The 24,366-nt window shown below is 71.7% G+C and carries 22 protein-coding genes and 1 pseudogene; 17 read left to right on the forward strand and 6 right to left on the reverse strand.

Annotation, left to right across the window (positions count from 1 at the left end):
* The first annotated feature begins 26 nt into the window (after nucleotides 1-26).
* From ACSHXN_RS32230 to ACSHXN_RS32250, 5 genes are all read left to right on the forward strand, one after another.
* Complete coding sequence (locus tag ACSHXN_RS32230) at nucleotides 27-1,646, forward strand: ATP-binding protein (RefSeq protein ID WP_438304626.1); 1,620 nt, start codon at nucleotides 27-29, stop codon at nucleotides 1,644-1,646.
* On the forward strand, nucleotides 1,643-2,050 hold the full coding sequence (locus tag ACSHXN_RS32235; protein WP_355135543.1) for a roadblock/LC7 domain-containing protein: 408 nt from the start codon (nucleotides 1,643-1,645) through the stop codon (nucleotides 2,048-2,050). The genes ACSHXN_RS32230 and ACSHXN_RS32235 overlap by 4 nt, the downstream gene beginning before the upstream one ends.
* Complete coding sequence (locus ACSHXN_RS32240) at nucleotides 2,047-2,466, forward strand: DUF742 domain-containing protein (RefSeq protein ID WP_355135541.1); 420 nt, start codon at nucleotides 2,047-2,049, stop codon at nucleotides 2,464-2,466. The genes ACSHXN_RS32235 and ACSHXN_RS32240 overlap by 4 nt, the downstream gene beginning before the upstream one ends.
* Nucleotides 2,447-3,067 carry a GTP-binding protein gene (locus ACSHXN_RS32245; protein WP_356112954.1) on the forward strand — a complete coding sequence of 207 codons (621 nt, stop codon included), beginning with the start codon at nucleotides 2,447-2,449 and terminating at the stop codon, nucleotides 3,065-3,067. The genes ACSHXN_RS32240 and ACSHXN_RS32245 overlap by 20 nt, the downstream gene beginning before the upstream one ends.
* A gap of 91 nt (nucleotides 3,068-3,158) precedes the next feature.
* Complete coding sequence (locus ACSHXN_RS32250) at nucleotides 3,159-4,652, forward strand: cytochrome P450 (protein WP_355135537.1); 1,494 nt, start codon at nucleotides 3,159-3,161, stop codon at nucleotides 4,650-4,652.
* Between the two features lie 17 nt (nucleotides 4,653-4,669).
* On the opposite strand, the gene ACSHXN_RS32255 is transcribed toward ACSHXN_RS32250, so the two are convergent.
* On the reverse strand, nucleotides 4,670-5,656 hold the full coding sequence (locus ACSHXN_RS32255; RefSeq protein WP_356112952.1) for an RluA family pseudouridine synthase: 987 nt from the start codon (nucleotides 5,654-5,656) through the stop codon (nucleotides 4,670-4,672).
* 136 nt (nucleotides 5,657-5,792) lie between these two features.
* Between ACSHXN_RS32255 and ACSHXN_RS32260 the strand changes: the two are divergent.
* From ACSHXN_RS32260 to ACSHXN_RS32275, 4 genes and pseudogenes are all read left to right on the forward strand, one after another.
* Nucleotides 5,793-6,365: pseudogene (locus ACSHXN_RS32260) on the forward strand (GNAT family N-acetyltransferase); the annotation flags it as partial.
* Between the two features lie 215 nt (nucleotides 6,366-6,580).
* Nucleotides 6,581-7,231 carry a PadR family transcriptional regulator gene (locus tag ACSHXN_RS32265; protein ID WP_356112950.1) on the forward strand — a complete coding sequence of 217 codons (651 nt, stop codon included), beginning with the start codon at nucleotides 6,581-6,583 and terminating at the stop codon, nucleotides 7,229-7,231.
* A gap of 228 nt (nucleotides 7,232-7,459) precedes the next feature.
* Nucleotides 7,460-8,473, forward strand: coding sequence for an ATP-binding cassette domain-containing protein (locus ACSHXN_RS32270; protein WP_438304629.1), 1,014 nt, complete (start codon nucleotides 7,460-7,462; stop codon nucleotides 8,471-8,473).
* Nucleotides 8,470-9,246, forward strand: coding sequence for an ABC transporter permease (locus ACSHXN_RS32275; protein ID WP_355135529.1), 777 nt, complete (start codon nucleotides 8,470-8,472; stop codon nucleotides 9,244-9,246). The genes ACSHXN_RS32270 and ACSHXN_RS32275 overlap by 4 nt, the downstream gene beginning before the upstream one ends.
* A gap of 52 nt (nucleotides 9,247-9,298) precedes the next feature.
* Here the strand turns inward: ACSHXN_RS32275 and ACSHXN_RS32280 are convergent, their stop codons facing one another.
* Together ACSHXN_RS32280 and ACSHXN_RS32285 are read right to left on the reverse strand one after the other, a co-directional pair.
* Nucleotides 9,299-10,156 (reverse strand): siderophore-interacting protein, encoded by an 858-nt coding sequence (locus ACSHXN_RS32280; protein WP_355135527.1) that lies wholly within the window; start codon nucleotides 10,154-10,156, stop codon nucleotides 9,299-9,301.
* A gap of 233 nt (nucleotides 10,157-10,389) precedes the next feature.
* A complete protein-coding gene (locus tag ACSHXN_RS32285; RefSeq protein WP_355135553.1) occupies nucleotides 10,390-11,334 on the reverse strand; it encodes a 5'-3' exonuclease in 945 nt (314 codons plus the stop codon).
* Nucleotides 11,335-11,512: 178 nt separating this feature from the next.
* Here ACSHXN_RS32285 and ACSHXN_RS32290 point away from each other — a divergent pair, with 178 nt between their 5' ends.
* The 4 genes from ACSHXN_RS32290 (at nucleotide 11,513) to ACSHXN_RS32305 (ending at nucleotide 17,135) form a co-directional block, all read left to right on the forward strand.
* Nucleotides 11,513-12,598: a quaternary amine ABC transporter ATP-binding protein gene (locus ACSHXN_RS32290; protein ID WP_355135525.1), complete on the forward strand. Its 1,086-nt coding sequence runs from the start codon at nucleotides 11,513-11,515 to the stop codon at nucleotides 12,596-12,598.
* On the forward strand, nucleotides 12,591-15,206 hold the full coding sequence (locus tag ACSHXN_RS32295) for an ABC transporter permease/substrate binding protein (RefSeq protein ID WP_438304633.1): 2,616 nt from the start codon (nucleotides 12,591-12,593) through the stop codon (nucleotides 15,204-15,206). The genes ACSHXN_RS32290 and ACSHXN_RS32295 overlap by 8 nt, the downstream gene beginning before the upstream one ends.
* Before the next feature lie 511 nt (nucleotides 15,207-15,717).
* Entirely contained in the window at nucleotides 15,718-16,293 is a 576-nt protein-coding gene (locus ACSHXN_RS32300; protein ID WP_355135521.1) for a helix-turn-helix domain-containing protein, read from the forward strand.
* Nucleotides 16,294-16,406: 113 nt separating this feature from the next.
* Nucleotides 16,407-17,135, forward strand: a complete 729-nt coding sequence (locus tag ACSHXN_RS32305; RefSeq protein WP_438304636.1) for a helical backbone metal receptor — start codon at nucleotides 16,407-16,409, stop codon at nucleotides 17,133-17,135.
* Here the strand turns inward: ACSHXN_RS32305 and ACSHXN_RS32310 are convergent.
* Complete coding sequence (locus ACSHXN_RS32310) at nucleotides 17,104-18,222, reverse strand: TDT family transporter (protein ID WP_438304638.1); 1,119 nt, start codon at nucleotides 18,220-18,222, stop codon at nucleotides 17,104-17,106. The genes ACSHXN_RS32305 and ACSHXN_RS32310 overlap by 32 nt on opposite strands.
* A gap of 70 nt (nucleotides 18,223-18,292) precedes the next feature.
* Here ACSHXN_RS32310 and ACSHXN_RS32315 point away from each other — a divergent pair, with 70 nt between their 5' ends.
* Nucleotides 18,293-19,210, forward strand: coding sequence for a LysR family transcriptional regulator (locus ACSHXN_RS32315; protein WP_355135515.1), 918 nt, complete (start codon nucleotides 18,293-18,295; stop codon nucleotides 19,208-19,210).
* Here ACSHXN_RS32315 and ACSHXN_RS32320 read toward each other — a convergent pair.
* Together ACSHXN_RS32320 and ACSHXN_RS32325 are read right to left on the reverse strand one after the other, a co-directional pair.
* Nucleotides 19,207-19,956, reverse strand: coding sequence for a gamma-glutamyl-gamma-aminobutyrate hydrolase family protein (locus ACSHXN_RS32320; RefSeq protein WP_438304640.1), 750 nt, complete (start codon nucleotides 19,954-19,956; stop codon nucleotides 19,207-19,209). The two genes, ACSHXN_RS32315 and ACSHXN_RS32320, sit on opposite strands and share 4 nt — an antisense overlap.
* A 20-nt stretch (nucleotides 19,957-19,976) precedes the next feature.
* Nucleotides 19,977-20,717: a FadR/GntR family transcriptional regulator gene (locus tag ACSHXN_RS32325; RefSeq protein WP_355135511.1), complete on the reverse strand. Its 741-nt coding sequence runs from the start codon at nucleotides 20,715-20,717 to the stop codon at nucleotides 19,977-19,979.
* Nucleotides 20,718-20,792: 75 nt separating this feature from the next.
* Between ACSHXN_RS32325 and ACSHXN_RS32330 the strand changes: the two genes are divergently transcribed.
* The 3 genes from ACSHXN_RS32330 to ACSHXN_RS32340 are packed head-to-tail and all read left to right on the forward strand — an operon-like array spanning nucleotide 20,793 to nucleotide 24,342.
* A complete protein-coding gene (locus ACSHXN_RS32330; RefSeq protein ID WP_355135509.1) occupies nucleotides 20,793-22,163 on the forward strand; it encodes a glutamine synthetase family protein in 1,371 nt (456 codons plus the stop codon).
* A gap of 11 nt (nucleotides 22,164-22,174) precedes the next feature.
* Entirely contained in the window at nucleotides 22,175-23,554 is a 1,380-nt protein-coding gene (locus ACSHXN_RS32335) for an aldehyde dehydrogenase family protein (protein WP_356291126.1), read from the forward strand.
* Nucleotides 23,551-24,342: a 3-oxoacyl-ACP reductase gene (locus ACSHXN_RS32340; protein ID WP_355135505.1), complete on the forward strand. Its 792-nt coding sequence runs from the start codon at nucleotides 23,551-23,553 to the stop codon at nucleotides 24,340-24,342. Before ACSHXN_RS32335 ends, ACSHXN_RS32340 begins: the two co-directional genes overlap by 4 nt.
* Nucleotides 24,343-24,366 lie beyond the last annotated feature (24 nt).

Here is a 24,366-nt window from a genome sequence, read left to right on the forward strand (position 1 = left end):
CAGCCGAATCGTCTCAGAGGGCATACATGGTGAGTGTTCAATCGCCTCCCGGTGGCCGCGAACTTCTCTACGCGCGCGAGCTGTCGGTTCCTGCCGTACTGACGGCGGCGATGACCGGGGCCGCCGCCGCGGTGGTACCGGACCAGTTCCGGATCGCCGTCGGCTGGTGCGGAGCCGTCGCCACCGTCCTGGTGACCGCCGTCGCGGCAGTGGCGGCACGCCGTGGCCGTACCCTCCGCGCCCTGCGCGCCGACTTCGCCCAGCGCAATGCGTACCTGGAGCAGCGCATCGCCTCCCAGGACGAGGACACCGAGTACTTCCGCACCGAGGTGCTGCCCCGGACCCTCAGCACCCTGCGCAGCGGCGTCTCCCCCGCGGAGGTCATCCGCACGGTCGTCGACCCCCATCCCCGGTTCCGCGGACTGTCCCGCCCGCAGCGGCAGTTGCTGCGTACCCTGCTCCAGATCGTCGACCGGGAGATCGCGATGCGGGACTCCTCGCAGCGCGCCTTCGTCAACATCGCCCGCCGTGTCCAGGCCATCGTCCACCAGCAGGCCAAGGAACTCAGGGAGATGGAGGAGGACCACGGCCGCAACCCCGAGGTCTTCGACGACCTGCTGCGCATCGACCACGGCACCGCCCTGATCGGCCGCCTCGCCGACTCCATCGCCGTCATCGGTGGCGGCCGCCCCGGCCGTCAATGGCCGCAGCCCGTCCCGCTGTACAGCGTGCTGCGCGGTGCGATGTCCCGCATCCTGGAGTACCGCCGCATCGAGCTGCACTCCATCGCCAAGGTCAACATCAAGGGCATCTCGGTCGAGCCGATCATCCACGCCGCCGCCGAACTGCTCGACAACGCCACGCGCTACTCGCCGCCGCAGACCAAGGTGCACGTCACCGCCACCGAGGTGCAGACCGGCATCGCCGTCGAGATCGAGGACGGCGGGATCAGCCTCAGCGAGGAGAACCGTGCCAAGGTCGAGAGGTTGCTCGCCGAGGCCCAGGCCGGAGTGGACGTCCAGGAACTGGGCGAGGCACCGCGCCTCGGCCTCGCCGTCGTCGGACGTCTGTCGTCGATGTTCAGCATGCATGTCTCGCTGCGGCAGTCCGCGTACGGCGGAGTCCGCGCCATCCTCGTCGTCCCCAACGACATGCTGACCACCGACCCCGCCCCCGGGTTCGCCCACGGCATCGGCGCCACCTCCGTGCCGACCCTGGCCAACGAGGGGGTGAAGGGCCCCGAGCGCAAGTCCAAGAAGCGGCGGCCCACCACCGGCCCCCGGATCCCGCAGCATCCGGCGATGGAGGACGACGTCCCCGTCGTGACCGAGTGGACGCCGGGCGGTCTGCCGCAGCGCCGCAGCCGCGTCAAGATCCCGTTGAGCCGGCGGACGGCGGAGGCAGCCGCGGTCGAGGCGGCGGCCGCCGCCGCGGAGGCCTCGACGCACTCCCCGTGGACGCCCGGGCCCGAGCCGGAGAAGGAGGAGCCCGCCCCCGGCCTGTGGGTCGAGGCCTTCATGAACGGGCTCAAGGCCGACCCGGACCCGAACGCCTTCTCCGCCGGCCCTCCGGCCGACGCCCCGTACGCATCCACCGACGACGAGCCGGCCCCGGCCCGGGCCGACGACGAGAGGGACCTCAAGTGATCCAGCAGCGAGGAAACTTCGACTGGTTGCTGAAGGAACTCGCCGACGGCGTACCGGGCGTGCACCAGGTCGTGGTGCTCTCCGCCGACGGTCTGCGCATCGCCCGCTACGGCGGTGAACCCGACGCGGCAGACCGTGTCGCCGCGGCCTGTGCCGGACTGCAGAGCCTCGCGGGCGCGGTCGCGGCCGAGATCCCGGACAGCGACGGCCGGATGCGCATGGTCGTCATCGAGATCGACGGCGGCTACTTCTACATGATGGCGGCCGGTCCCAACGCCTACCTCGCGGTGCTGGCGGACACGGTCGCCGAGGCCGGGCTGATGAGCAACCGCATGCGGGACCTCGTGGTGCGCATCGGCTCCCATCTCACCAGCCCGCCGCGGCGCAACGGGCAGGCCGTATGACGCCTCCGCGACGCCGTCGCCGCAACCCCGAGCCGCAGCCGCCGCCGGAGCCCGCCCCGGCGGGCCCCGGCGGAGAGGAGGCTGAGCAGCGGCAACCCGAGCGGTTGTACATCCTCACCGGCGCGACCGACGGGGACGAACGGGCCGCCATCGATCTGGTCACCCTGATCGTGGCGTGCGCCGACCCGCAGCCCACCGCCACGCCGGAGCAGTCGGCGCTGCTCCGGCTGTGCCGGTCGCCCCTGTCCGTGGCCGAGATCTCGGCCTACCTCAGCCTGCCGTTCAGCGTTGTGACCCTCCTGCTCACCGACCTGCTGGCGGCCGAACTGGTCCAGGCACGCGTCCCTGTCGCCCGGAAGGCGACATCCGACCGTTCCCTTCTCGAAGCGGTGATGCATGGACTGGAAAAGCTCTGACCCCGTCCCCGGTCCACGGGCCGAGGACCGCCTGCCCCACACGGCACAGGCAGCGGTCAAGATCGTGATCGTGGGCGGCTTCGGGGTCGGCAAGACGACCATGGTCGGTGCCGTCAGCGAGATCAGACCGCTGACGACCGAGGAGACCATGACGCAGGCGGGCATCGGGGTCGACGACAACTTCGGTTCCGACAGCAAGACGGCCACCACCGTGGCGATGGACTTCGGCCGGATCAGCATCACCGAGCAACTCGTGCTGTACCTGTTCGGCACCCCGGGCCAGGAACGCTTCTGGTTCCTGTGGAACGGCCTGTTCGCGGGGGCCCTCGGCGCGGTGGTGCTGCTCGACACCCGCCGTCTGGAGGTCAGCTTCGACGTCATCGGCCGGCTCGAGGAGCGCGGCGTGCCCTTCGTGGTCGCCGTCAACTCCTTCCCGGACGCGCCCCGTCACCCGCTGAAGGAGCTGCGCGCCGCGCTCGACCTGTCCGACGAGATCCCGATCGTGGAATGCGACGCGCGGCGCCGGGCCTCCAGCCGCGACGTCCTGACGACGCTGATGCACTTCCTGCACTCGCTGGCGACGGCCCGCGCACCCGTCTGATCGCGGCGCCCGTCGCCCGCACCCCGCTGCACCCGTCCGCACATCCCGTCCCCCCCGACACCGGATCCACCTCAGCTTCGGAGTGACCATCGTGACGCCTGAACCCCACTCCCTGACCGGCAGGGACCTCACCGGTACGGACGACTCGACCCCCACACCTCCGCCGGGCTGCCCGGCCCACGGCCGCGGCCCCGGTGGCGCGCACCGGCTGTACGGTCCGGAGTCGGAGGACCTGGGGGCCCTGTACGAGAAGATGCGTGCCGAACACGGCGCCGTGGCGCCCGCGCTGCTCCACGACGACGTCCCGATCTGGGTGGTGCTCGGTCACAGCGAGAATCTGCACATGGTGCGGTCACCCGCGCAGTTCACTCGGGACAGCCGTGTGTGGGCGCCGCTGAGGTCGGGCGAGGTCAAGCCGGACCACCCGCTGAGCCCGCACTTCGCCTGGCAGCCCATCTGCTCGCACGTCGAGGGCGAGGAGCACCTCAGGCTGCGCGGCGCCGTCACCGGCGCCGTCTCGACCATCGACCACCGGGGCCTGCGCCGCTACATCAACCGCGCCACGCAGATGCTGGTCAACCGCTTCTGCGAGACGGGCCGGGCCGATCTGGTGGGCCAGTTCGCCGACCACCTGCCGATGGCGGTGATGTGCGAGGTCCTCGGTATGGCGGACGAGTACAACGACCGGATCGTGCACGCCGCCCGCGACATGCTCAAGGGCACCGAGACCGCGATCGCCAGCAACCAGTACATCGTGGACGCGCTGACCCGGCTCACCGCCCGCCGCCGTGCCCGGCCCGAGGACGACTTCACCAGCCACCTCGTCAACCACCCGGCCGCGCTCACCGACGGCGAGATCCGGGAGCATCTGCGGGTCGTCCTGATCGCCGCCTACGAGGCCACGGCGAACCTCCTCGCCAACGTGCTGCGCGTGATCCTCACCGATCCGCGCTTCAGGGCCCAGCTCAACGGCGGGCAGATGACGGTGCCCGAGGCCGTGGAGCAGTCCCTGTGGGACGAGCCGCCCTTCAGCAGCATTCTCGGCTACTACGCCAAGCAGGACACCGAGCTGGGCGGCCGGCGCATCCGCAAGGGCGACGGACTCCTGCTGGGCATCGCGCCCGGCAACGTCGACCCCCGGGTGCGGCCCGACCTCTCGGCCAACATGCAGGGCAACCGCTCCCACCTCGCCTTCGGCGGCGGGCCGCACGAATGCCCGGGCCAGGACGTCGGCCGTGCCATCGCCGACACCGGGATCGACGCGCTGCTGATGCGTCTGCCGGACATCCGGCTCGACTGCGGGGAGGACGCACTGCAGTGGACCGGGTCCATCGCGTCGCGGCATCTGGTGGAGCTGCCGGTGCGGTTCGAGCCGAGGCCGCCGCAGGACACGACCCAGCGGCCGTCCCCGCACGCGATGCCGCATCAGCGCCCCGGATGGCTGGTCACGACGCCCGGGTCCGCGGTCACCGCTCCGGTCCCGGAGGCCGCTCCACCGGTCCCGTCGGTGCCCTCCGCTCCGCCGGCGCCGCCGGAACGTCCCGGCGTGTGGCAGCGCCTGGTGCGGTGGTGGCGGGGCGAGTGAGCCGCGGACGGGCGTCGTCACGGCCCGTCGGGCGCCGGCCCCCGCGCAGGGGCGGACGGCGTCCAACGGGCCCATGACTCGTACGCCGGCCAGGCCTCGAGCACCCTCCCGCTGACGAAGCGATGCGCATGCCCCGTGACCGGATCGGTGAACTCCAGTACCCGCGCGAGCAGTTGGAGCGGGCGCCGGAACTCGCCGACCGGCTCGGGGTCGGCCACCACCGGATAGAGCGGATCGCCCAGAATGGGCAGCCCCAACGCGTTCATGTGGACACGCAGCTGATGGGTCTGCCCGGTGTGCGGCAGCAGGCGGTAGCGTCCGCGTCCGGCGCGGTGCTCCAGCAGCTCGATCCGGCTCACCGCGTTGGGCTCGCCCACCACCTCGCGGGCCGTCAGCACCCCGCGCTCCTTGACGATCCGGCTGCGCACGGTGCGCGGCAGGGGCACCCCGGGGGCGTAGGGCGCCACGGCCTCGTACTCCTTGGTGACCCTCCGGTCGCGGAACAGCGTCTGGTACCTGCCGCGTTCCTCGGGCCGCACGGTGAACAGGACGAGCCCCGCGGTGAGCCGGTCCAGCCGGTGCGCCGCGGACAGCGCGGGGACGCCGAGGTCGCGCCGCAGCCGGGCCAGGGCGGTCTCGGTGACATGGCTGCCGCGCGGGGTGGTGGCGAGGAAGTGCGGCTTGTCGGCGACCACGATGTGCTCGTCCCGGTACACCACCTCCACCGGGAAGGGCACCCGCACCTCGTCGGGCAGCGCGCGGTGGAACCACACATACATGCCCGGTACGTACGCCGCGTCATGTGTGACGGCCCGTCCGTCCGCCCCGACGATCAGCCCCGCGTCGAGCATGCCGTCGATCACCCCGTCCCCCGCGGCCAGCCGCGCCACGAGATGATCCCGCACGGTGGCCCACCCCCCGTCGAAGGGCAGCCGTACCCGCACGGGATCGATCCCGTCGCGCTGCGGCAGGGGAGAGGGCGGGGCCGGGGTCTTGCGTCGCATCACCGCCCAGCCTACGAGGGGCCGCGGGCACGGGCGGAACGGGATCGCGCGCCGATGCCCGCGGCCGGCCCGGTACCACGCTCGGACGACCGGAATCCGCCGGGTGCGGTGGCGGGCGGTTGGCAGGATGTCGGGCATGCCCTACCTGATCAGCGGCGTTCTGCCGCCCGGAGCCCTCGCCCGCACCGCACAGCCCACCATCACCGGTGACGGACTGGTCCTGCGTCCCTGGACGGCCGCCGACGCACCCGCCGTGTACGAGGCGTTCCAGGACCCGGCCTTGCAGCAATGGCACATCCGTGACGCCGGCTCCGAGGACGAGGTGCGCGGCTGGATAGCCGAGTGGGTGAGGTCGTGGAGGGGAGAGCGGCAGGCCCAGTGGGCGGTGGTGGACCCCGGCACCGGTGCACTGCTGGGCCGCATGGCGCTGCGCAACATGCTGCTCGGTGACGGCACGGCCGAGGTGGCGTACTGGACGGTCGCCGCCGCCCGGGGCCGGGGTGTCGCACCGCGCGGGGTGACCGCGCTCGCGCGTTGGGCCTTCGGCGTCGGCTTCCACCGCCTCGAGTTGACGCACTCCGTGCGCAACGAGGCGTCCTGCCGCGTCGCCACGAAGACGGGCTTCGCCCTGGAGGGCACCAAGCGCAGCGCCCTGCTCCACCCGGACGGCTGGCACGACATGCACCTGCACGCGCGGGTCGAGGGCGATCCGGCCCAGGGCCGGCGTCCGCCGGGCAGCCGTTCGGCGGGGGATCCGGAAGCCGCCCGCGTCCGGTGTGCGCCGCCCGCACGCCGCTGTGGTCCGGCGCGGGACGGCGCATCGTAGGGATACGCGATACATCGTGTATCTTGACCGGCACTTCACGGTCGCGATATGTTCGGTGGCGGATATTCGGTGGAGAAGTGCGATCGAGGTGACACCCCATGGCGACGAAGCGCCGCAAGCTCGGCAATCCACTGGCACTCGCGGTCATGGTGCTGCTCACCGAGAGGCCGATGCATCCGTACGAGATCGCCCAGACGCTGCGCCGTCGCGGCAAGGACACCAGTCTGAAGATCAACTACGGCTCGCTCTACACCGTCGTCCAGAACCTGGAGAAGCACGGCTTCGTCGAGGTCGCCGAGGTGCAGCGCCAGGGCAACCGTCCTGAGCGCACGCTCTACGGCATCACGGACGCCGGGCGGGACGAGGCCACCGAGTGGCTGTCGGACCTGCTCGCCGTCCCCGTGCAGGAGTACCCGATCTTCGAGTCGGCGCTGTCACTGATGGCCGTGCTCCACCCCGACGAGGTGGCCCGGCTGCTCGAGGATCGGCTGGACACCCTGGTGGTCCGGGCCGCCGGCGTGCGCGGCGGGCTGGAGAAGCTGTACGAGACGCTTCCGCGGCTCTTCCTCGTCGAGACCGAGTACAAGCTCCACATGATCGAGGCGGAAGCCGCGTGGGTGCGCGGCTTCCTCGCGGAGATCAGGTCGGGCGCGCTGCCCGGAGTCAAGGAGTGGCGGGCTTTCCACGACACGGGGGAGTTCCCCGAGGAGTACCCGAAGCCGGAAGGCGGCGATTCCGGCAGACCGTAGTCACTGAGCAAGTAAAAAACCCCGGCAGGGCTGTTGCAGCAGTCCCGCCAGGGTCTCGAACCCCGAGCTGAATCCGCCGTGAGGCACATCCAGGCGATCGAGGTGCGGCACACCCAGGATAGCCCGGCACTCCTCACGTGGATCAGCAGTCATCCCTCATCAGGAGGGCGGCCCGTCCGCGGCACCGCGGACCGGTCGTCGTCCGCCGACCACAGGAGAGCTGTCGTCATGACCACCCGAGCGCCCGCAGTCGAGGCGCGTCAGCTGATCAAGACCTACCCCGGTGATGTCACGGCCTTGAACGGCATGGACATCACCGTCGAGCCGGGCACCGTCCTCGGGCTCCTCGGCCCGAACGGCGCCGGGAAGTCCACCACCGTCAAGATCCTCACCACCCTGGCCCGCCCCGACTCGGGCTCGGCCGCAGTCGCCGGCCATGATGTGCTGCGCCACCCCGACCGGGTGCGGCGGGCCATCGGTGTGGTCGCCCAGAACTCCGGCGCCGACCCGGTGGCCACCGGTCGTGAGAACCTCCAGCTCCAGGGCCGTCTCCACGGCTTGACGGGCCGCGCACTGAACGAGCGCGTCGCCGTGCTCCTCGAACGCTTCTCACTCACCGACGCCGCCGGGCGTCAGGTCAAGGGCTACTCCGGCGGCATGCGCCGGCGTCTCGACGTCGCGCTCGGACTGGTGCACCGGCCCGAGGTGCTCTTCCTGGACGAGCCCACCACCGGCCTCGACCCGGAGGCCCGCACCGCCATGTGGGACGAGATCGGCCGGCTGGCCGGCGAAGAGGGACTGACCGTCCTGCTCACCACGCACCACCTCGAAGAGGCCGACCGGCTCGCCGAGCGGGTGGCGATCGTCGACCGGGGCCGGATCGTGGTGGAGGGCACCCCGGACTCGCTCAAGGGCGAACTCCGCGGTGACGCCGTCCATGTGGAACTGCGGGAACCTCTCGGCGAGGCCGGCAGCACCCTGCTCAGGGGCGCCCTCGCCGGACTGCCGGGCATCAACGAGACGCGCCTCGACGCGAGCCGCGTCAGCGTCCGCGCCGACGACGGGGCCGCGGCGATGCCCGCGCTGCTGGGGGCACTCGAGCGCGCAGGTGTCGGGGTCGCCGCAGCGACCGTCGCCCGCCCCTCGCTGGACGACGTCTATCTCCGCTACGCCGGGCGCCGTTACTGCGATGTCGAAGCCGAGGCGGCGGGCCGCCTCGCCCTCGCGGGAGGTGCGCGATGAGCACGGCGGTGGCCCAGACCTGGTACATGACGCAACGTCAGCTCATGGTGTTCGCGCGGCAGCCCGCATACGCGATCATCACCCTGATCCAGCCGGTGATCTGGCTGTTCCTGTTCGGCAGCCTGTTCAGGAAGGTCGTGGAACTGGGCGGTTTCGGCACGGCCTCCTATCTGGACTACCTCGTGCCGGGTGTGGTCGTGATGAGCGCGCTCAGCTCCAACATGTGGGCGGGCATGGGCACTTTGGAGGAGATCCAGCGCGGAACCCTCGACCGGTTCCTGACGACCCCGGTCAGCCGGGCCGCGCTGATGAACGGCAACGTCGTCCACAACGGCCTGGTGACCGCCCTGCAGTCGGTGATCATCGTCCTGCTCGGGCTGCTCGGTGGCGCCCACTGCCCGGGCGGCGTCGGCGGGGTCGCGATCCTCGTGCTCGCCGCCGTGCTGCTCGGCACGATCTTCGGGGCGCTGTCCAACGCGCTGGGCATGCTGGTGCAGGAGCGGGAGTCCATCATCGGGATCAACACCTTCCTGCTGCTCCCGCTCACGTTCCTGTCCACGGCCTTCATGGCGCCGTCCCAGATGCCTTCGTGGATGCGGCACATCGCCGACTTCAATCCGCTCGACTGGGCGATGGTGGCGGGGCGTTCGGCGATGTCGGAGCAGCCGGACTGGGGTGCCGTGGCCGGCCGGGGCGGAGCGCTGCTCGGGCTCTCGGCGGTCGCGGTGTGGCTGTCGATCCGGACCTTCCGGTCGTACCAGCGCTCTGTGTGAGCACCGCACGACACAGCGGCGGCACCGGCACGGTGCCGCCGCTCGCGGTCGGTCATGCGGCGGAGGCGCCCTCCTGCCGGGCGCGCTCCTGCTCCGCCTCGATGCGGGCGTTCCACTCCCGCTTCGACGCCTGCCAGCCGTCCTCGTTGTGGCCGAGGCGCCAGTAACCGGAGATGGACATCTGCTCGCGGGGGATCTCCAGTTCCACCCGCAGGAGCCGGCGCAGCTCCTTCACGAAACTGGCCTCACCGTGCACAAACGCGTGCACCCGGCCCTCCGGGAACCGCAGCGCGCGGACCGCCTCCACAAGGGCGGCGCCGACGGGCCGGTCGCCGCGGTGCAGCCAGACCACGTCCACCTCGGAGTCGATCTTCTGCTCCTCCTGCGGGCCCGTGACCTCGATGAAGGCGTGCGCCGCGGCTCCGCGGGGCAGCGCCTCCAGGGCGGCGGAGATGGCGGGCAGGGCGCTCTCGTCCCCCGCGAGCAGATGCCAGTCGGCGCCCGCGTCCGGGGCGTAGGCACCGCCGGGGCCCATGAAGCGCACGGTCTCGCCCGGCTGGACGCGCACCGCCCAGGGGCCGGCGAGACCCTCGTCGCCGTGGATCACGAAGTCCAGCGTCAGCTCGCGGTGTTCGGGGTCCCACGCCCGCACGGTGTACGTCCGTGTCACGGGCCACTGGTCGCGGGGGAAGTCCTCGCGGATGCGCTGCATGTCGAAGGGTTCGGGATAGGTGACGCCCTCGGCAGGGAAGAGCAGTTTCACATAGTGGTCCGTGCAGTCGCCCACCGTGAAATCGGCGAGGCCCCCGCCACCGAGCACCACGCGCTGCATGTGCGGGGTCAGCCTCTCCGTGCGGATGACCTGCGCGGAGTGGGCCTTGCGGGCCCTGGCTGCCGGGCGCTCTGCCATGACGGCCTCCCAGTTCACGTGCTTAGGTTTACCTAACCTAGCATCTCCGGGCCGTTAACACCTCTCCCATGAAGCCTTGATGACCACATCTCGTCGGAACCCTCACGTCCGGAGCCCGGCGCGCCAAGTGCACCGGACGGCCTGTCCCGGCGGGGCAGGCCGCTGAGTCACCCGGCGGTGTGCGAGGAGGCTTCGGAACGGCTCTGCCGGGCCCGCTGCACCGCGGGGCGGGGTCACGCCCCGAGCGTGGTGAGCAGGCGCTGCAGTGAGCCGCCGAGGCCCCAGCGGGTCGCCAGCCCGTCGAGTGCCGCAGGGTCGCGCGGGGTGCGCGGGAGGCCGGGGTGCACATCGGGGAGCGGCACATCGGCCGCGACCCGTACGACCTCGGGCGCGAGCGCGACGTACGGCCGCGCCTCGTCGAGCCGATTGCGCTGTGCCGGGGTGAGCTTCGACGTGGTGTCGTCCACCGCGGCCATGATCCCGGCCAGGTCGCCGAACTCGGCCAGCAGCTTCGCGGCCGTCTTCTCGCCGATGCCAGGCACCCCCGGCAGCCCGTCGCTCGGGTCGCCGCGCAGCAGCGCCAGATCCGCGTAACCGGGCCCGTCCACCCCGTACTTGCCGCGGAGGAACGCCTCGTCGGTCAGCTGGAGCGTGCCCACGCCCTTGAGCGGATACAGCACGCGCACACCGCGGGCGTCGTCGACCAGCTGGTAGAGATCGCGGTCGCCGGTGACGATGTCGACGGGGCCGTCCGCCCGGGCGGTGAACGTGCCGATCACGTCGTCCGCCTCGTACCCCGCGACGCCCACGCGCGCGATGCCCAGCGCGTCCAGGACGTCCTCGATGACGGGGACCTGGGGCGAGAGGGTGTCCGGCACCTCCTCCTCGTCCGGACCGCCCTCGTGCTCCTCCGCCACCCGGTGCGCCTTGTACGAGGGGATCAGCTCGACCCGCCACTGCGGGCGCCAGTCGGCGTCCATGCAGGCCACCAGGTCGTCCGGACGGTGGTCGCGGACCAGGCGGTCGATGAATTCCAGCAGTCCGCGCACCGCGTTCACAGGCGTGCCGTCCGGGGCCTTCACGGATTCCGGGACGCCGAAGTAGGCCCGGAAGTAGAGCGAGGCGGTGTCGAGGAGCATCAGGCGTCGGGTCACCTTCCGCATCATGCCGTACGCCACCGACAGTGACCCTCGCGCGGCGGACATCAGGGCCGGGATGACACCTGTGAACGCCGTGTGAAGAGGATCACTCATGTGTTTGCCGGATAAAAGCCGGGGCAGGCGCGGCCTCGGAGCGATGCCCGTTGCACATTCAATCGTTTGCAGCGGCTCGGAGTTCACGAGACGAGAGGTTTCTGTGTCATCCAGGCTTGAAGCCGAGCACCTGTACAAGGTGTTCGGCAGACGACCGGACGAGGCGGTGGAGCGGCTCCGGCAGGGAGCGGACCGCGAAGAGTTGCGTGCCGACGGCACGACGGCCGCCGTGATCGACGCCTCCTTCACCGTGGACCCGGGTCAGATCTTCGTGGTCATGGGGCTGTCCGGCTCCGGCAAGTCCACGCTGCTGCGCATGCTCAACGGGCTGCTGGAGCCCACCGCGGGCCAGGTGCTCTTCGACGGCCAGGACCTCACCGCGCTCGGTCCCCGCGAGCTGCGCGAGGTCCGCTCGCGGAAGATCAGCATGGTCTTCCAGCACTTTGCGCTCTTCCCGCACCGCAGCGTTCGCGAGAACGCCGCCTACGGCCTGGAAGTGCAGGGCGTGCCCCGCGCCGAGCGCGCCGCGCGTGCCGACGAGGCGCTCGCCCTGTGTGGCCTGGCCGGCTGGGAGAAGTCCTGGCCCGACGAGCTGTCCGGTGGCATGCAGCAGCGCGTCGGCCTGGCCCGCGCGCTCGCCACGGACGCCGACCTGCTGCTGATGGACGAGTCGTTCAGCGCGCTCGACCCGCTGATCCGCCGCGATATGCAGGACCAGCTCCTGGAGCTGCAGAAGACCCTGAAGAAGACCATCGTCTTCATCACCCACGACCTCAACGAGGCCATGCGCCTCGGCGACCGCATCGCCGTCATGCGGGACGGCCGCATCGTGCAGATCGGCACCGCGGAGGACATCCTGGTGCGCCCGGCGGACGACTACGTCGCCTCCTTCACCAAGGACGTCGACCGTTCCCGGGTGCTCACCGCGGGCGCCGTCATGGACACCTCGGTCCGCGGCGACGAGGCCGACTGCGACTGTGAGACCGCGACGCCCGACACCCCGTTCGTGGAGCTGTGCGCCATCAGCGCGCGCCTCACGCACCCGGTCGCGGTGCTCGACCCGCGCGAGGGGCTCGTGGGCGTCGTGCCGCGGCAGCGTCTGGTGGGCTTCCTCGGGGACCGGGAGGACGAGCCCACGCCCTGTGCCTCCCGGCACGACCAGGGCGGGAAGGTGATCACGCGTGCCTAGGATCCCGTTCGGCGACTGGGTCAACTCCGTGGTCGACTGGCTGCTGAACCACATGGCGTGGCTGTTCGACTTCTGCAAGACCGTCTTCCAGGGCGCCTTCGAGGGCATCAACGCCGTCCTCCAGGCTCCCGAGCCGCTTCTGCTCGCGGCGATCTTCGCCGTGATCGCCCTGTGGTTGCGGGGCACCTCCGCCGGTCTCCTCACCTTCGTGGGATTCGCCTTCATCGACTCCCTGGAGCTGTGGGAGGACGCGATGGTGACCCTGTCGCTCGTCCTCGTGGCGACCCTCATCGCGCTCGTGGTGTCCGTGCCCGTGGGTATCTGGGCGGCCCGCTCCAGGCGGGTCGGCGGGCTGGTGCGGCCGGTGCTCGACTTCATGCAGACACTGCCGGCGATGATCTACCTCATCCCGGCGATCCTGTTCTTCGGCACCGGTGCCCCCGCGGGCATCGTGGCGACCCTGATCTTCGCCCTCGCGCCCGGCGTCCGCATGACCGAGCTGGGCATCCGCCAGGTCGACAAGGAGCTGGTGGAGGCCGCCGACGCCTTCGGCACCACCCCGCGCAGCACGCTGCTGCGCGTGCAGCTGCCGCTGGCCCTGCCCACCGTCATGGCCGGCGTCAACCAGGTGATCATGCTGGGCCTGTCCATGGCGGCGATCGCCGGCATGGTCGGCACCGGCGGCCTCGGCGGCGACGTCAACGAGGCGATCGGCCAGCTCAACGTGGGTCTCGGCTCCGAGGCCGGGGTCGCCATCGTCATCCTGGCGATCTACCTGGACCGGATGACCAGCGCGCTCGGCACCCAGGTCTCCCCGCTGGGCCGGCGTGCCGCGGCCCGGCTGCGGGCCGCACGGGGGCTGCAGATCTGGAACTACCGTCCCCGGCCCGCCGTGGCCGTGATCGGCGTGGTCGTCCTGGCGCTCGTCGCCGGAGGCATGGGCATCTTCGGCGGCGGGGACAAGGCCGCCGACGCGTCCGACGCGCAGAACGTCGGCCAGGGCAAGAAGGTCAGCATCGGGTACATACCGTGGGACGAGGGAGTCGCCTCCACGTTCCTGTGGAAGGAGATCCTCGAGCAGCGCGGGTTCCAGGTCGACGTCAAACAGTTCGACGCCGGACCGCTCTACACCTCCCTCGCCCAGGGCGACATCGACTTCGAGACCGACTCCTGGCTGCCGACCACGCACGAGCAGTACTGGAAGAAGTACGGCAGCCGGCTCGACGACGTGGGCTCCTGGTACAGCCCGACCTCGCTCGAGCTGACCGTGCCCTCGTACATGAAGGGCATCGACTCGCTGGAGGACCTCAAGGGCAAGGCCGCCACGTTCGGCGGCAAGATCACCGGTATCGAGTCGAGCGCCGGCGAGATGAGCCTGCTCAAGAGCACCGTCCTCAAGCAGTACGGCCTCGACAAGGAGTACAAGGTCGTCGACAGCTCCACGCCCGCGATGCTCGCGGGGCTCAAGCGCGCCTACGCCAAGAAGGAGCCCGTCGTCGTCACGCTGTGGTCGCCGCACTGGGCGTACGACGACTACGACCTGAAGAAGCTCAAGGACCCGAAGGGCGCCTGGGGCAAGGGCGACGCCGTGCACACCCTCTCCCGCAAGGGCTTCGCGCAGGACAACCCGGTCGTCGGCAACTGGCTGAAGAACTTCAGGATGGACGAGAAGCAGCTCACCAGCCTGGAGGCGGAGATCAACCGGTCCGGCCAGGGCAGGCAGCAGGACGCGGTGCGCGCCTGGCTGAAGAAGAACCCCGGCATCGTCGACAAGCTCGCCCCCGTCCAGAAGTCCGCCACCGGCACCCCGGCCGAGGCGAAGCGCGCGCTGGACGTCGCCTGGTTCCCCTGGGACGAGGACGTGGCCGTCACCTACCTGTGGAAGAACGTCCTCGAGCGGCGCGGCTACCGGCTGAACCTCAAGCAGATGGACGTCGGTCCCGTCTACACGGGCCTGGCATCGGGCGACCTCGACCTCAACTTCGACGCGTGGCTGCCGCACGCCCAGAAGAACTACTGGGACAAGAGCAAGGACGACCTCAGAGACCTCGGCACCTGGTACCGGCCGACCTCGCTGGAGATCGCCGTGCCCTCCTACGTGAAGGACGTCAAGTCCCTCGAGGACCTCAAGGGCAAGGCGAAGACCTTCGGCGGCAGGATCATCGGCATCGAGCCGGGCACCGGCGAGATGAACCTGCTCAAGACGAAGGTGCTGCCCGGCTACGGCCTCGACAAGGAGTACAAGGTCGTCGACGGCTCCACGCCCGCGATGCTCGCCGAGCTCAAGCGCGCCTACGCCAAGAAGGAGCCGGTCGCGGTGGTCCTCTGGTCCCCGCACTGGGCCTACAGCGAGTACAAGCTGACCAAGCTCCAGGACGGCAAGAAGCTGTTCGGCGAGGGCAACACCATCCGGACCATCTCCGGCCGGTCGTTCCCGGACCAGTACCCGCAGCTCACGAAGTGGATCAAGAACTTCAGAATGAGCGAGGCCGAGCTGGGCAGCCTGGAGAGCGAGGTCAAGCGCGGTGGCCAGGGCCATGAGGAGGACGCGGTGGCCGCCTGGCTGAAGCAGCACCCGGACATGGTGGAGCGGATGACGCCGCAGTAGTCCCAGCGGACCGTTTCGTACTGCCGTACGGGAAGGATCCGGACAACCCCGGCGGGTCCACGACCGCACGGACCGCTCAGCCCTGCGACGAGGGGCGCCGAACACCGTTTCGGCGCCCCTCGGTCCTGTTGTGCTGCTCCCGGGGCCGGCGGTCCCGCCGGGGTTGTCCGGATCCGTCGGCCTTGGCGCCGTCCACGGCCTTCGGCGTCGCACCGCCCGCCCTGGTGGTGCAACGGGTCGCGAAGCCTGCTCCACCCGTGTGGTCAGGGGTTTCACCCCCGTACGGGGGAGGCGCGCGCCGGTCGGCGGGACGGCTCGTCCGGTGGCGCGAACCGCTGCCTTCACCACTCTTGTATGTGACAGCGATGTGACGGGCGCATGAAACGGTTTGCCGAACATGCGTAGGGTGCAGACAACTCAACAGAAGCAATGACCGGTGAACCGTCGGACGGCGGCGACACGCCCGCCGGGCAGGGCAGCGGACCGACGAGCGAGGGAGGGAGCCGGAGCGATGGGCGACCGCAAAGAACAGCCCCTTCGGGTGGGCGCCGCCGTTCGGCGACGGCGCCGGACGCTGGAGCTCACCCTTGCCGTCGTGGCCGAGCGCAGCGGTCTGTCGGTCCCGTTCCTCAGCCAGGTCGAGAACGAGCGGGCGCGGCCGAGCCGGCCCTCCCTGGAGCGCATCGCCGACGCCCTGGGCACCACCGCCGTCGAACTGCTCGCGGCCGCCGACCCGGCGTGCAGTGTGGACGTGCTGCGTGCCGACGACGACGAGGTCGCGCCCGGAGCGGCCCGCATGCGCCCCCTGGTGCGCGGCCACCACCAGCTGCACGCGATGGAGTTCATCGGCGATCACGACGAGGGCCGGGAGTTCCAGCACCGCAACGACGAGTTGATGTACGTCGTCGACGGCGCCGTCGAGGTCGAGGCGGAGGGCCGGGCGCACCGGCTCGGGCGCGGGGACACGCTCTACCTGAGCGGCGGGGTGCGTCACCGCTGGCGGGCGACGGAGCCGGAGACCCGTGTGGTCGTGGTCGCGGTCGCGGACCACATCGAGGCCATCGAGGACGCCTCCAGGCGGCGCTGACACGGCCCGGAGGACCCTGACACGCGTCGGCAGGCCCCGACGACGGGCCCGTGCGGCGGGCCGGCCCGTTCCGCAGGCGCGCGGGGGCGCGCCCCGCTGGAATACTCACCGTCATGCCCGACGTACGTGTCGTCTCCCTCGTGCCGTCGCTGACCGAGGCCGTGGCCGCCTCCGTGCCGCGCGCCCTGGTGGGCGCCACGGACTGGTGCACCCGTCCGGCCGGTCTCGACGTCACCCGGATCGGGGGAACCAAGAACCCGGACGTCGAGCGGATCGTCCGGCTGGCCCCCGATCTGGTGGTCGCCAACGAGGAGGAGAACCGGGAGCCGGACCTGGACGCCCTGCGCGCGGCGGGCCTCGAGGTCCTGGTCACCGAGGTGCGCACCGTCCCGCAGGCCTTCGACGAGCTGGAGCGGGTCGTCACCGCCTGCGGGGCGACCGTCCCGCCGCGCTGGCTTGCACAGGCCAGGGCGGCCTGGTCGGGGCTCCCGGAGCCGACGACGCGGAGCACCGCCGTCGTTCCGGTGTGGCGGCGGCCCTGGATGGTGCTGGGCCGGGACACCTTCGCCGGGGACGTCCTGGCCCGGCTGGGCGTGGACAATCTGTACGGGACCCACCCCGAGCGCTATCCGCGCATCCCCCTGCCGGAACTGCGGGACGCGGCGCCCGATCTCGTGGTTCTGCCCGACGAGCCGTACCGTTTCACGGCGGACGACGGCCCCGAGGCCTTCGAGGGAGCCCGTTGCGTGCTCGTCAGCGGGCGCCATCTCACCTGGTACGGGCCGTCGCTGGCCCGGGCGCCGCGGGTCGTCAGCGAGGCGCTGCGAGCAGCCGTCCGCTGACGACTCCCCGGCCCGTGCACAGGGCGATGACCGCCCAGGCGGCCACGAGCAGCAGGTACAGGCCGATCGCGAGCCCGTCCAGGGCCATGAGGCCGGTGCGCCGGGCGAGCGCCTCCGCGCCCGTGACGCAGGTGCCGACCGGGAAGGTGAACGCCCACCAGGTCATCCCGAAACCCATGCCGCGGCGGCGGGCCCGCACCACCAGCGCGGCGGAGAGCCCCAGCCACAGCAGGGCGAAGCCCAGCACCGGGACACCGTAGAGCAGGGCGAACACGCCGAATCCCCGGTCGTACGGTGCCGGGACGACGCCCGTCGCCGCGTTCGCGGCCGCGGCGGCTGCCGTCGCCGACTGGCCCAGCGGGCCGAGCACCAGGAACAGGGCCGGGGTCTGGAGGAGCGGGGGCGGGCCCGCGGTGATGAGCCGGGAGAGGATCGACGGCAGCAGCGCCAGGGTGGCCAGCAGACTCAGCCCGAACATCGCGAAGCAGGCGAGCAGCAGCGTCTCCCGGGCCTGACCGGCCGGAAGATGCGGGACCAGCAGCGGGCCCTGGGCCGCCGAGACCATGGGCGCGACCACGGCCAGCAGCCAGACCGGGGAGGCCTGGCCCGGCTCCATGCGGTGCCGGGCGACCATCAGGTACGGCACGGCGACGGCGACGACAAGACCGACCGCCGTACCGGCGGTGAAGAGCACGGTGTCCACGGCGAGGGCCGGGCCCGCCCCGATCCAGTCCCGGCCGACGACCAGGGTGGCGCCGCCCACGGCCAGCAGGGCCATGGCCAGACAACCGTAGAAGGGCGCCATGGCGGGGTCGAGCAGATGGGCGCGCGCCTGGTCGCGGTGATGGGTCCAGTGCAGCGCGCGGGCGCCGAGAAGGGCGAGCAGCAGGGCGGACGACAGCGCCCAGACGGCCGCGCAGACCGTGCGCAGCCCGGCCTCCTGTGCGAAGCCGGGCAGTCCCGCGCCCGCCGTCGCCACGATCGCCGTTCCCATCACGGCGGCGTACCAGTTCGGGCCGAGGTGCCGGACGGCGGTGGCGCGCCGACGTGGTGCGGGCAGGGCGAGGGACGGGGCTGCGAAGACCATGTCCCCACGGTGGCGCCGAAACGGGCCCCTGACCAGGGGCTGCTTCTCTATGGGGGCATAAGGTGAGTTTATGAGTGAGGACGTTGGGCGTTCCGTCGCCGGACTCGCGCACCGGGTGCCGGAGCTGGGGGCGCTCGAGCTGCTGCTCGCGGTGGCCCGGCTGGGCAGCCTGGGGCGGGCGGCGCGGGAGCTGGGCATCACCCAGCCCGCGGCGAGCAGCCGGATCCGGTCGATGGAGCGGCAACTGGGCGTGGCGCTGGTGGACCGTTCCCCGGCGGGCTCACGGCTGACCGACGCCGGAGCGCTCGTCACCGACTGGGCGCGGCGGATCGTGGAGGCGGCCGAGGCGTTCGACGCGGGCGCGCAGGCGCTGCGGGGCCGGCGGGACTCGCGGCTGCGGGTGGCGGCGAGCATGACGATCGCGGAGTACCTGCTGCCGGGCTGGCTGATCGCACTGCGTGGCCGGCGGCCGGACACGGCGGTGTCGCTGCTGGCCGGGAACTCGGCGGCGGTCGCGGCGCGGCTGCTCGCGGACGAGGCCGACCTGGGTTTCGTGGAGGGCCTGTCCGTGCCGGCGGGTCTGGACGAGACGGTGGTCGGGCACGACCGGCTGATCGTGGTGACGGCGCCCGGGCATCCGTGGGCGCGCCGCCGGCGCCCGCTGTCGGCCGCGGAGCTGGCCTCGACACCGCTCATCCTGCGTGAGGAGGGCTCGGGCACCCGCCAGGTGCTGGACGCGGCGCTCGGTGGTCTGGCCCGCCCCCTCCTCGAGCTGTCCTCGACGACGGCGGTCAAGGCCTCCGCGGTCAGCGGGGCCGGTCCCGCGGTCCTGAGCGAGCTGGCCGTGGGCGAGGAACTCGCGGCCCGCCGGCTGGTGGGCGTCCCGGTCGTGGACGTGCGGCTGGACCGGGACCTGCGCGCGGTGTGGCGCACCGGCCACCGGCCGGCGGGTCCCGGCCGCGACCTGCTGGCTCTGACCCGCGGCTAGTGGTCCGAGTCGGAGAATCCCTGACTCGGATCACCGGCCGCGGCCCGTACCAGCGCCCGCATCACCCGCAGGTCGTCGTCCATCTCCGGGTGCCACTGGACGCCCAGCACCCAGTCGGCGCCGGGCAGTTCCACCGCCTCCACCGTGCCGTCCGCCGCGTACGCCGAGGCCATCAGGCCGTCTCCCGGCCGGTCCACCGCCTGATGGTGGTGCGTCGGCACCGAAACCGGCTCCGGCGCCACCTGCGCGTACCGGGTTCCCGGCACCGGATCCACCTTGTGCCGGCCGAACACCCCGACCTGTGTGACATGCCCGTCGATGTGCTGGACGAGCGTGCCGCCGAGGGCGACGTTCAGCAGCTGCATCCCCCGGCAGATGCCGAGCAGCGGTGTGCCGGAGGCCAGGGCCGCCTCGATCAGGGCCAGTTCCCATGCGTCCCGCTCGGCCGCGGGAGGGCCGGTCCGCGCCGAGCGCTGCGCGCCGTAGCGTGCCGGGTCGACGTCCGGGCCGCCCGCGATCACCAGACCGTCCAGCCGGGCCACCGTCGCCACCGCGTGCGCAGGACCGTCCGGCGGGAGCATCGCGGCGAGTCCGCCGGCCCGCTGCACCAGCCGTGGATAGCCCACGGGCAGCAGCGCCGCCTCCAGCTCCCACACGCCCCAGCGCGTGCCGGCCTCCACATACGTACTCACGCCGATCAGCGGTCGTGCCGCCACGCGGGCCTCCCGGGGTTCAATGGAACACATTCATACCTTTGTGCGCCGGGCTATGCCAAGAAGCCCCGCAGCAGCGCCGCAGTGCCCGCGCAGTGCTCGCGCATCATCTCCCGCGCCCCGTCCGCGTCCCCGTCGAGGACCGCCTCCACCAGCGCCTCGTGCTGCCGCTGGGAGTGCTCGAGATTGCGCACCAGCAGGGGGATGCAGTCCAGCAGGTCGTTCACCGTCGCCCGCACGGCCGCGTACTGCGCGGTCAGCGACGGTGAGCCGCCCAGCCCGGCCAGGGTCAGGTGCAGCAGCGTGTCCAGCCGCCGGTACTCGAGGAGCGGGGCGTCCTGGGTGCGCGCGAGCGCCTCCCGCAGGCGGCCGGCCTGCTCCGCCGTGAGGCCGTGCGTCGCGCACAGTCCCGCCGCCCCCACCTCGAGTACCTCGCGGAACCGCAGCACGTCCTCGATGTCGACCTTCTCGGTGCGCCGGCGCAGTTCGTCCTGACCTCCCGTGTCGAGGCGGGGCAGCACGAACGTGCCGCCGTACCGTCCCCGCCGCGACTCCACAAGACCCTGGTCCTGGAGCACCTTCAGCACCTCGCGCAGTGTCACCCTGCTGATGCCCAGCCGCTCCGCCAGCTCCCGCTCCGCGGGCAGTCGTTCACCGGCGGGCACCAGCCCGAGCCGGACGACCTGGAGGATCTGCTCCAGGGCCTCCTCGAAGCCGTTGCCGGCCCGCACGGGCCGCAGCACCGGCGTCAGCCGGTCCTGCACGGAGCCGCCCCCGGGTTCCGCCTGCGACATCAGGCCGTGCCCCCTTCCCAAGAAATGGTTCCCGGAAATACCTTATGGCTCTCGGCGGACCGAAGGAGACCTCCCGTGGCACACCGCACACCCCCGCTCGGCGTCGAGGAGCTGCACGCCCTCGTCGCGGGCGGCGAGATCGACACCGTCGTGCTGGCCTTCCCCGACATGCAGGGGCGGCTCCAGGGCAAGCGGTTCGCCGCACGGTTCTTCCTCGACGAGGTCCTGGAGCACGGCACGGAGGGCTGCAACTACCTCCTCGCCGTCGACACCGAGATGAACACGGTCGACGGCTACGAGATGTCCTCCTGGGACCGCGGCTACGGCGACTTCGCCCTCCGGCCGGACCTGGACACCCTGCGCCGGGTGCCCTGGAACGAGGGCACGGCCATGGTCATCGCCGATCTCGCCTGGAACGACGGCTCCCCCGTGGTGGCCGCCCCCCGTCAGATCCTGCGCCGCCAGACGGAGCGCCTCGCCGCCCTCGGACTCACCGCCCAGGTCGGCACGGAGCTCGAGTTCATCGTCTTCAAGGACACCTACGAGCAGGCCTGGGACGCGAACTACCGGGGCCTGACCCCGGCCAACCAGTACAACATCGACTACTCGGTGCTCGGCACCGGACGGATCGAGCCCCTGCTGCGCCGCGTCCGCAACGAGATGGCGGGCGCGGGCCTGACGGTGGAGTCCGCCAAGGGCGAGTGCAATCCGGGCCAGCACGAGATCGCGTTCCGGTACGACGAGGCCCTGGTCACCTGCGACCAGCATGCGATCTACAAGACGGGTGCGAAGGAGATCGCGGCCCAGGAGGGCGTCTCGATCACCTTCATGGCCAAGTACAACGAGCGCGAGGGCAACTCCTGCCACATCCATCTCTCGCTCGCCGACGCGGACGGCCGCAACGTCATGGCCGGTTCGCCCGGTGCTCCCGGCGGGATGTCGCAGACCATGCGGCACTTCCTCGCGGGGCAGCTCGCCGCGCTCCGGGACTTCTCGCTCCTCTACGCGCCGGGCATCAACTCCTACAAGCGGTTCCAGGCCGGATCCTTCGCCCCGACCGCCGTCGCCTGGGGGTACGACAACCGCACCTGTGCCCTGCGGGTCGTCGGCCACGGCCGCTCCCTGCGTTTCGAGAACCGCCTGCCCGGCGGTGACGTCAACCCGCACCTCGCGGTCGCCGGGATGATCGCGGCCGGGCTGTACGGCGTCGAGCAGGAGTTGGAGCTCCCCGAGCCGTGCCCGGGCAACGCGTACACGGCCGAGCACGAGCACGTGCCCACCACGCTGCGCGAGGCAGCCGAGCTCTGGGAGAACAGCCCCGTCGCCAAGGCCGCCTTCGGCGACGAGGTGGTCGCGCACTACCGCAACATGGCCCGCGTCGAACTGGCAGCCTTCGACGCCGCGGTGACCGACTGGGAGCTGCGCCGCTCCTTCGAACGCATGTGAAAGGTCCTTTCGTGCCGAACGAGCTCGATCTGCAGGTACTCAATCCGGCCACCGAGGAGGTCGTCGCCACCGTCCCCGCCGCCACCGCGGCCGACGTGGACGCGGCCGTCGGGCGGGCCGCGCGGGCGCAGTCGCGGTGGGCCGCGCTCCCTCCCGGCGACCGTGCCCGGCTGCTGCGCCGGTTCGCCGCGGCGGTCGACGACCACCTCGAGGAGCTGGCCCGGCTGGAGGTCCGCGAGGCCGGGCACACGGTCGGCAACGCCCGCTGGGAGGCGGGCAACGTCCGCGACCTGCTCGACTACGCGGCCGGGGGAGTGGAGCGCCTGACTGGCCGTCAGATCCCGGTGCCCGGCGGCCTCGACATCACGATCCTCGAGCCGCTGGGCGTGGTCGGCGTGATCGCCCCCTGGAACTTCCCGATGCCGATCGCCGCGTGGGGCACGGCACCGGCGCTCGCGGCGGGCAACGCGGTGATCCTCAAACCCGCCGAGACGACCCCGCTCACCGCCCTGCGCCTGGCCGAACTCGCCCTGGCGGCCGGTCTGCCCGAGGACCTGTTCCAGGTGCTGCCGGGCCACGGCCCCGTCGCGGGCAACGCGCTCGTCGAGCACCCGGGTGTGTCGAAGATCGTTTTCACCGGGTCCACGGCCGTGGGCACACAGGTGCTGGCGAAGGGCTCCGCCCTCCTCAAGCGCGTCACCCTGGAACTCGGCGGCAAGAGCCCCAACATCGTGTTCGCGGACGCCGACCTGGAGGCCGCCGCGGCCGCCGCGCCGATGTCGTTCCTCGACAACTCCGGCCAGGACTGCTGCGCCCGCACCCGCATCCTCGTCCAGCGCTCGGCGTACGACCGCTTCCTCGACCTCCTCGCCCCCGCGGTCGAGTCGGTCCGGGTCGGCGATCCGTCCGACGAGAGCACCCAGATGGGCCCGCTGATCTCCAGGGCGCAGCTGGACCGGGTGCGTTCGTACGTGGCAGCCGATGCGCCCGGCATCCGTGGCAAGGCCCCCGAGGGCCCCGGCTTCTGGTTCCCGCCCACCGTTCTCACCGGGGTCGGCCCGCAGGCCCCGGTGGCCCTCGAGGAGGTGTTCGGACCGGTCGCCGTGGTGCTGCCCTTCGAGGACGAGGCCGACGCGATCCGCCTGGCCAACGACACCGTGTACGGCCTCTCCGGCTCCATCTGGACGCGGGACGTCGGCCGCGCGCTGCGTGTCTCCCAGGCCGTCCGTGCGGGCAACCTGTCCGTCAACTCCCACTCCAGCGTCCGCTACTGGACCCCCTTCGGCGGCTTCAAGCAGTCGGGGATCGGCCGCGAACTCGGCCCGGACGCCCTGACCGCCTTCACCGAGACCAAGAACGTCTTCATCAGCACGGAGGGCCCCGCACAGTGACCGCTCAGACATCGGACACCATCTGCCGCCGACTGGTCGGCCGTACCGCCGTCATCACCGGTGCCGGCAGCGGCATCGGTCTCGCCACCGCGCGACGGCTCGCCTCCGAGGGGGCCCGTGTGGTGTGCGGGGACATCGACGAGACCCGCGGCAAGGCGGCCGCCGAGGAGGTCGGCGGGCTGTTCGTGAAGGTCGACGTCACCGATCCCGAGCAGGTCGAGGCGCTCTTCAGGGCGGCCCACGACACCTACGGCAGCGTCGACATCGCCTTCAACAACGCGGGGATCTCGCCGCCGGACGACGACTCCATCCTGGACACCGGCCTCGAGGCGTGGAAGCGGGTCCAGGAGGTGAACCTGACGTCCGTCTACCTGTGCTGCAAGGCCGCCATCCCCTACATGCGGCGTCAGGGCAGGGGCTCCATCATCAACACGGCGTCGTTCGTCGCCCGGATGGGGGCGGCCACCTCGCAGATCTCCTACACGGCGTCCAAGGGCGGGGTGCTCGCCATGTCCCGGGAACTCGGCGTGCAGTTCGCCCGTGAGGGCATCCGGGTCAACGCCCTGTGCCCCGGGCCGGTCAACACCCCGCTTCTTCAGGAGCTGTTCGCCAAGGACCCGGAGCGCGCCGCGCGCCGCCTGGTGCACATCCCGGTCGGCCGGTTCGCGCAGGCCGAGGAGATCGCCGCGGCGGTCGCGTTCCTCGCCAGCGACGACTCCTCCTTCGTGAACGCCACCGATTTCCTTGTGGACGGCGGCATCTCGGGCGCGTACGTCACGCCCCTTTAAGGGCAAAGGGTATGGTCCACGCCA

This window comes from Streptomyces sp. HUAS TT11, assembly GCF_051553595.1.
Taxonomy (GTDB): domain Bacteria; phylum Actinomycetota; class Actinomycetes; order Streptomycetales; family Streptomycetaceae; genus Streptomyces.

What these genes read in the sequence shown, in the direction of transcription:
- ACSHXN_RS32230 (WP_438304626.1), top strand. Translation starts at nt 27, where the DNA reads ATGGTGAGTGTTCAATCGCCTCCCGGTGGCCGCGAACTTCTCTACGCG.
- ACSHXN_RS32240 (WP_355135541.1), top strand. Translation starts at nt 2,047, where the DNA reads ATGACGCCTCCGCGACGCCGTCGCCGCAACCCCGAGCCGCAGCCGCCG.
- ACSHXN_RS32245 (WP_356112954.1), top strand. Translation starts at nt 2,447, where the DNA reads ATGGACTGGAAAAGCTCTGACCCCGTCCCCGGTCCACGGGCCGAGGAC.
- ACSHXN_RS32255 (WP_356112952.1), bottom strand. Translation starts at nt 5,656, where the DNA reads ATGCGACGCAAGACCCCGGCCCCGCCCTCTCCCCTGCCGCAGCGCGAC.
- ACSHXN_RS32265 (WP_356112950.1), top strand. Translation starts at nt 6,581, where the DNA reads ATGGCGACGAAGCGCCGCAAGCTCGGCAATCCACTGGCACTCGCGGTC.
- ACSHXN_RS32270 (WP_438304629.1), top strand. Translation starts at nt 7,460, where the DNA reads ATGACCACCCGAGCGCCCGCAGTCGAGGCGCGTCAGCTGATCAAGACC.
- ACSHXN_RS32275 (WP_355135529.1), top strand. Translation starts at nt 8,470, where the DNA reads ATGAGCACGGCGGTGGCCCAGACCTGGTACATGACGCAACGTCAGCTC.
- ACSHXN_RS32280 (WP_355135527.1), bottom strand. Translation starts at nt 10,156, where the DNA reads ATGGCAGAGCGCCCGGCAGCCAGGGCCCGCAAGGCCCACTCCGCGCAG.
- ACSHXN_RS32300 (WP_355135521.1), top strand. Translation starts at nt 15,718, where the DNA reads ATGGGCGACCGCAAAGAACAGCCCCTTCGGGTGGGCGCCGCCGTTCGG.
- ACSHXN_RS32305 (WP_438304636.1), top strand. Translation starts at nt 16,407, where the DNA reads ATGCCCGACGTACGTGTCGTCTCCCTCGTGCCGTCGCTGACCGAGGCC.
- ACSHXN_RS32310 (WP_438304638.1), bottom strand. Translation starts at nt 18,222, where the DNA reads ATGGTCTTCGCAGCCCCGTCCCTCGCCCTGCCCGCACCACGTCGGCGC.
- ACSHXN_RS32315 (WP_355135515.1), top strand. Translation starts at nt 18,293, where the DNA reads ATGAGTGAGGACGTTGGGCGTTCCGTCGCCGGACTCGCGCACCGGGTG.
- ACSHXN_RS32320 (WP_438304640.1), bottom strand. Translation starts at nt 19,956, where the DNA reads ATGTGTTCCATTGAACCCCGGGAGGCCCGCGTGGCGGCACGACCGCTG.
- ACSHXN_RS32325 (WP_355135511.1), bottom strand. Translation starts at nt 20,717, where the DNA reads ATGTCGCAGGCGGAACCCGGGGGCGGCTCCGTGCAGGACCGGCTGACG.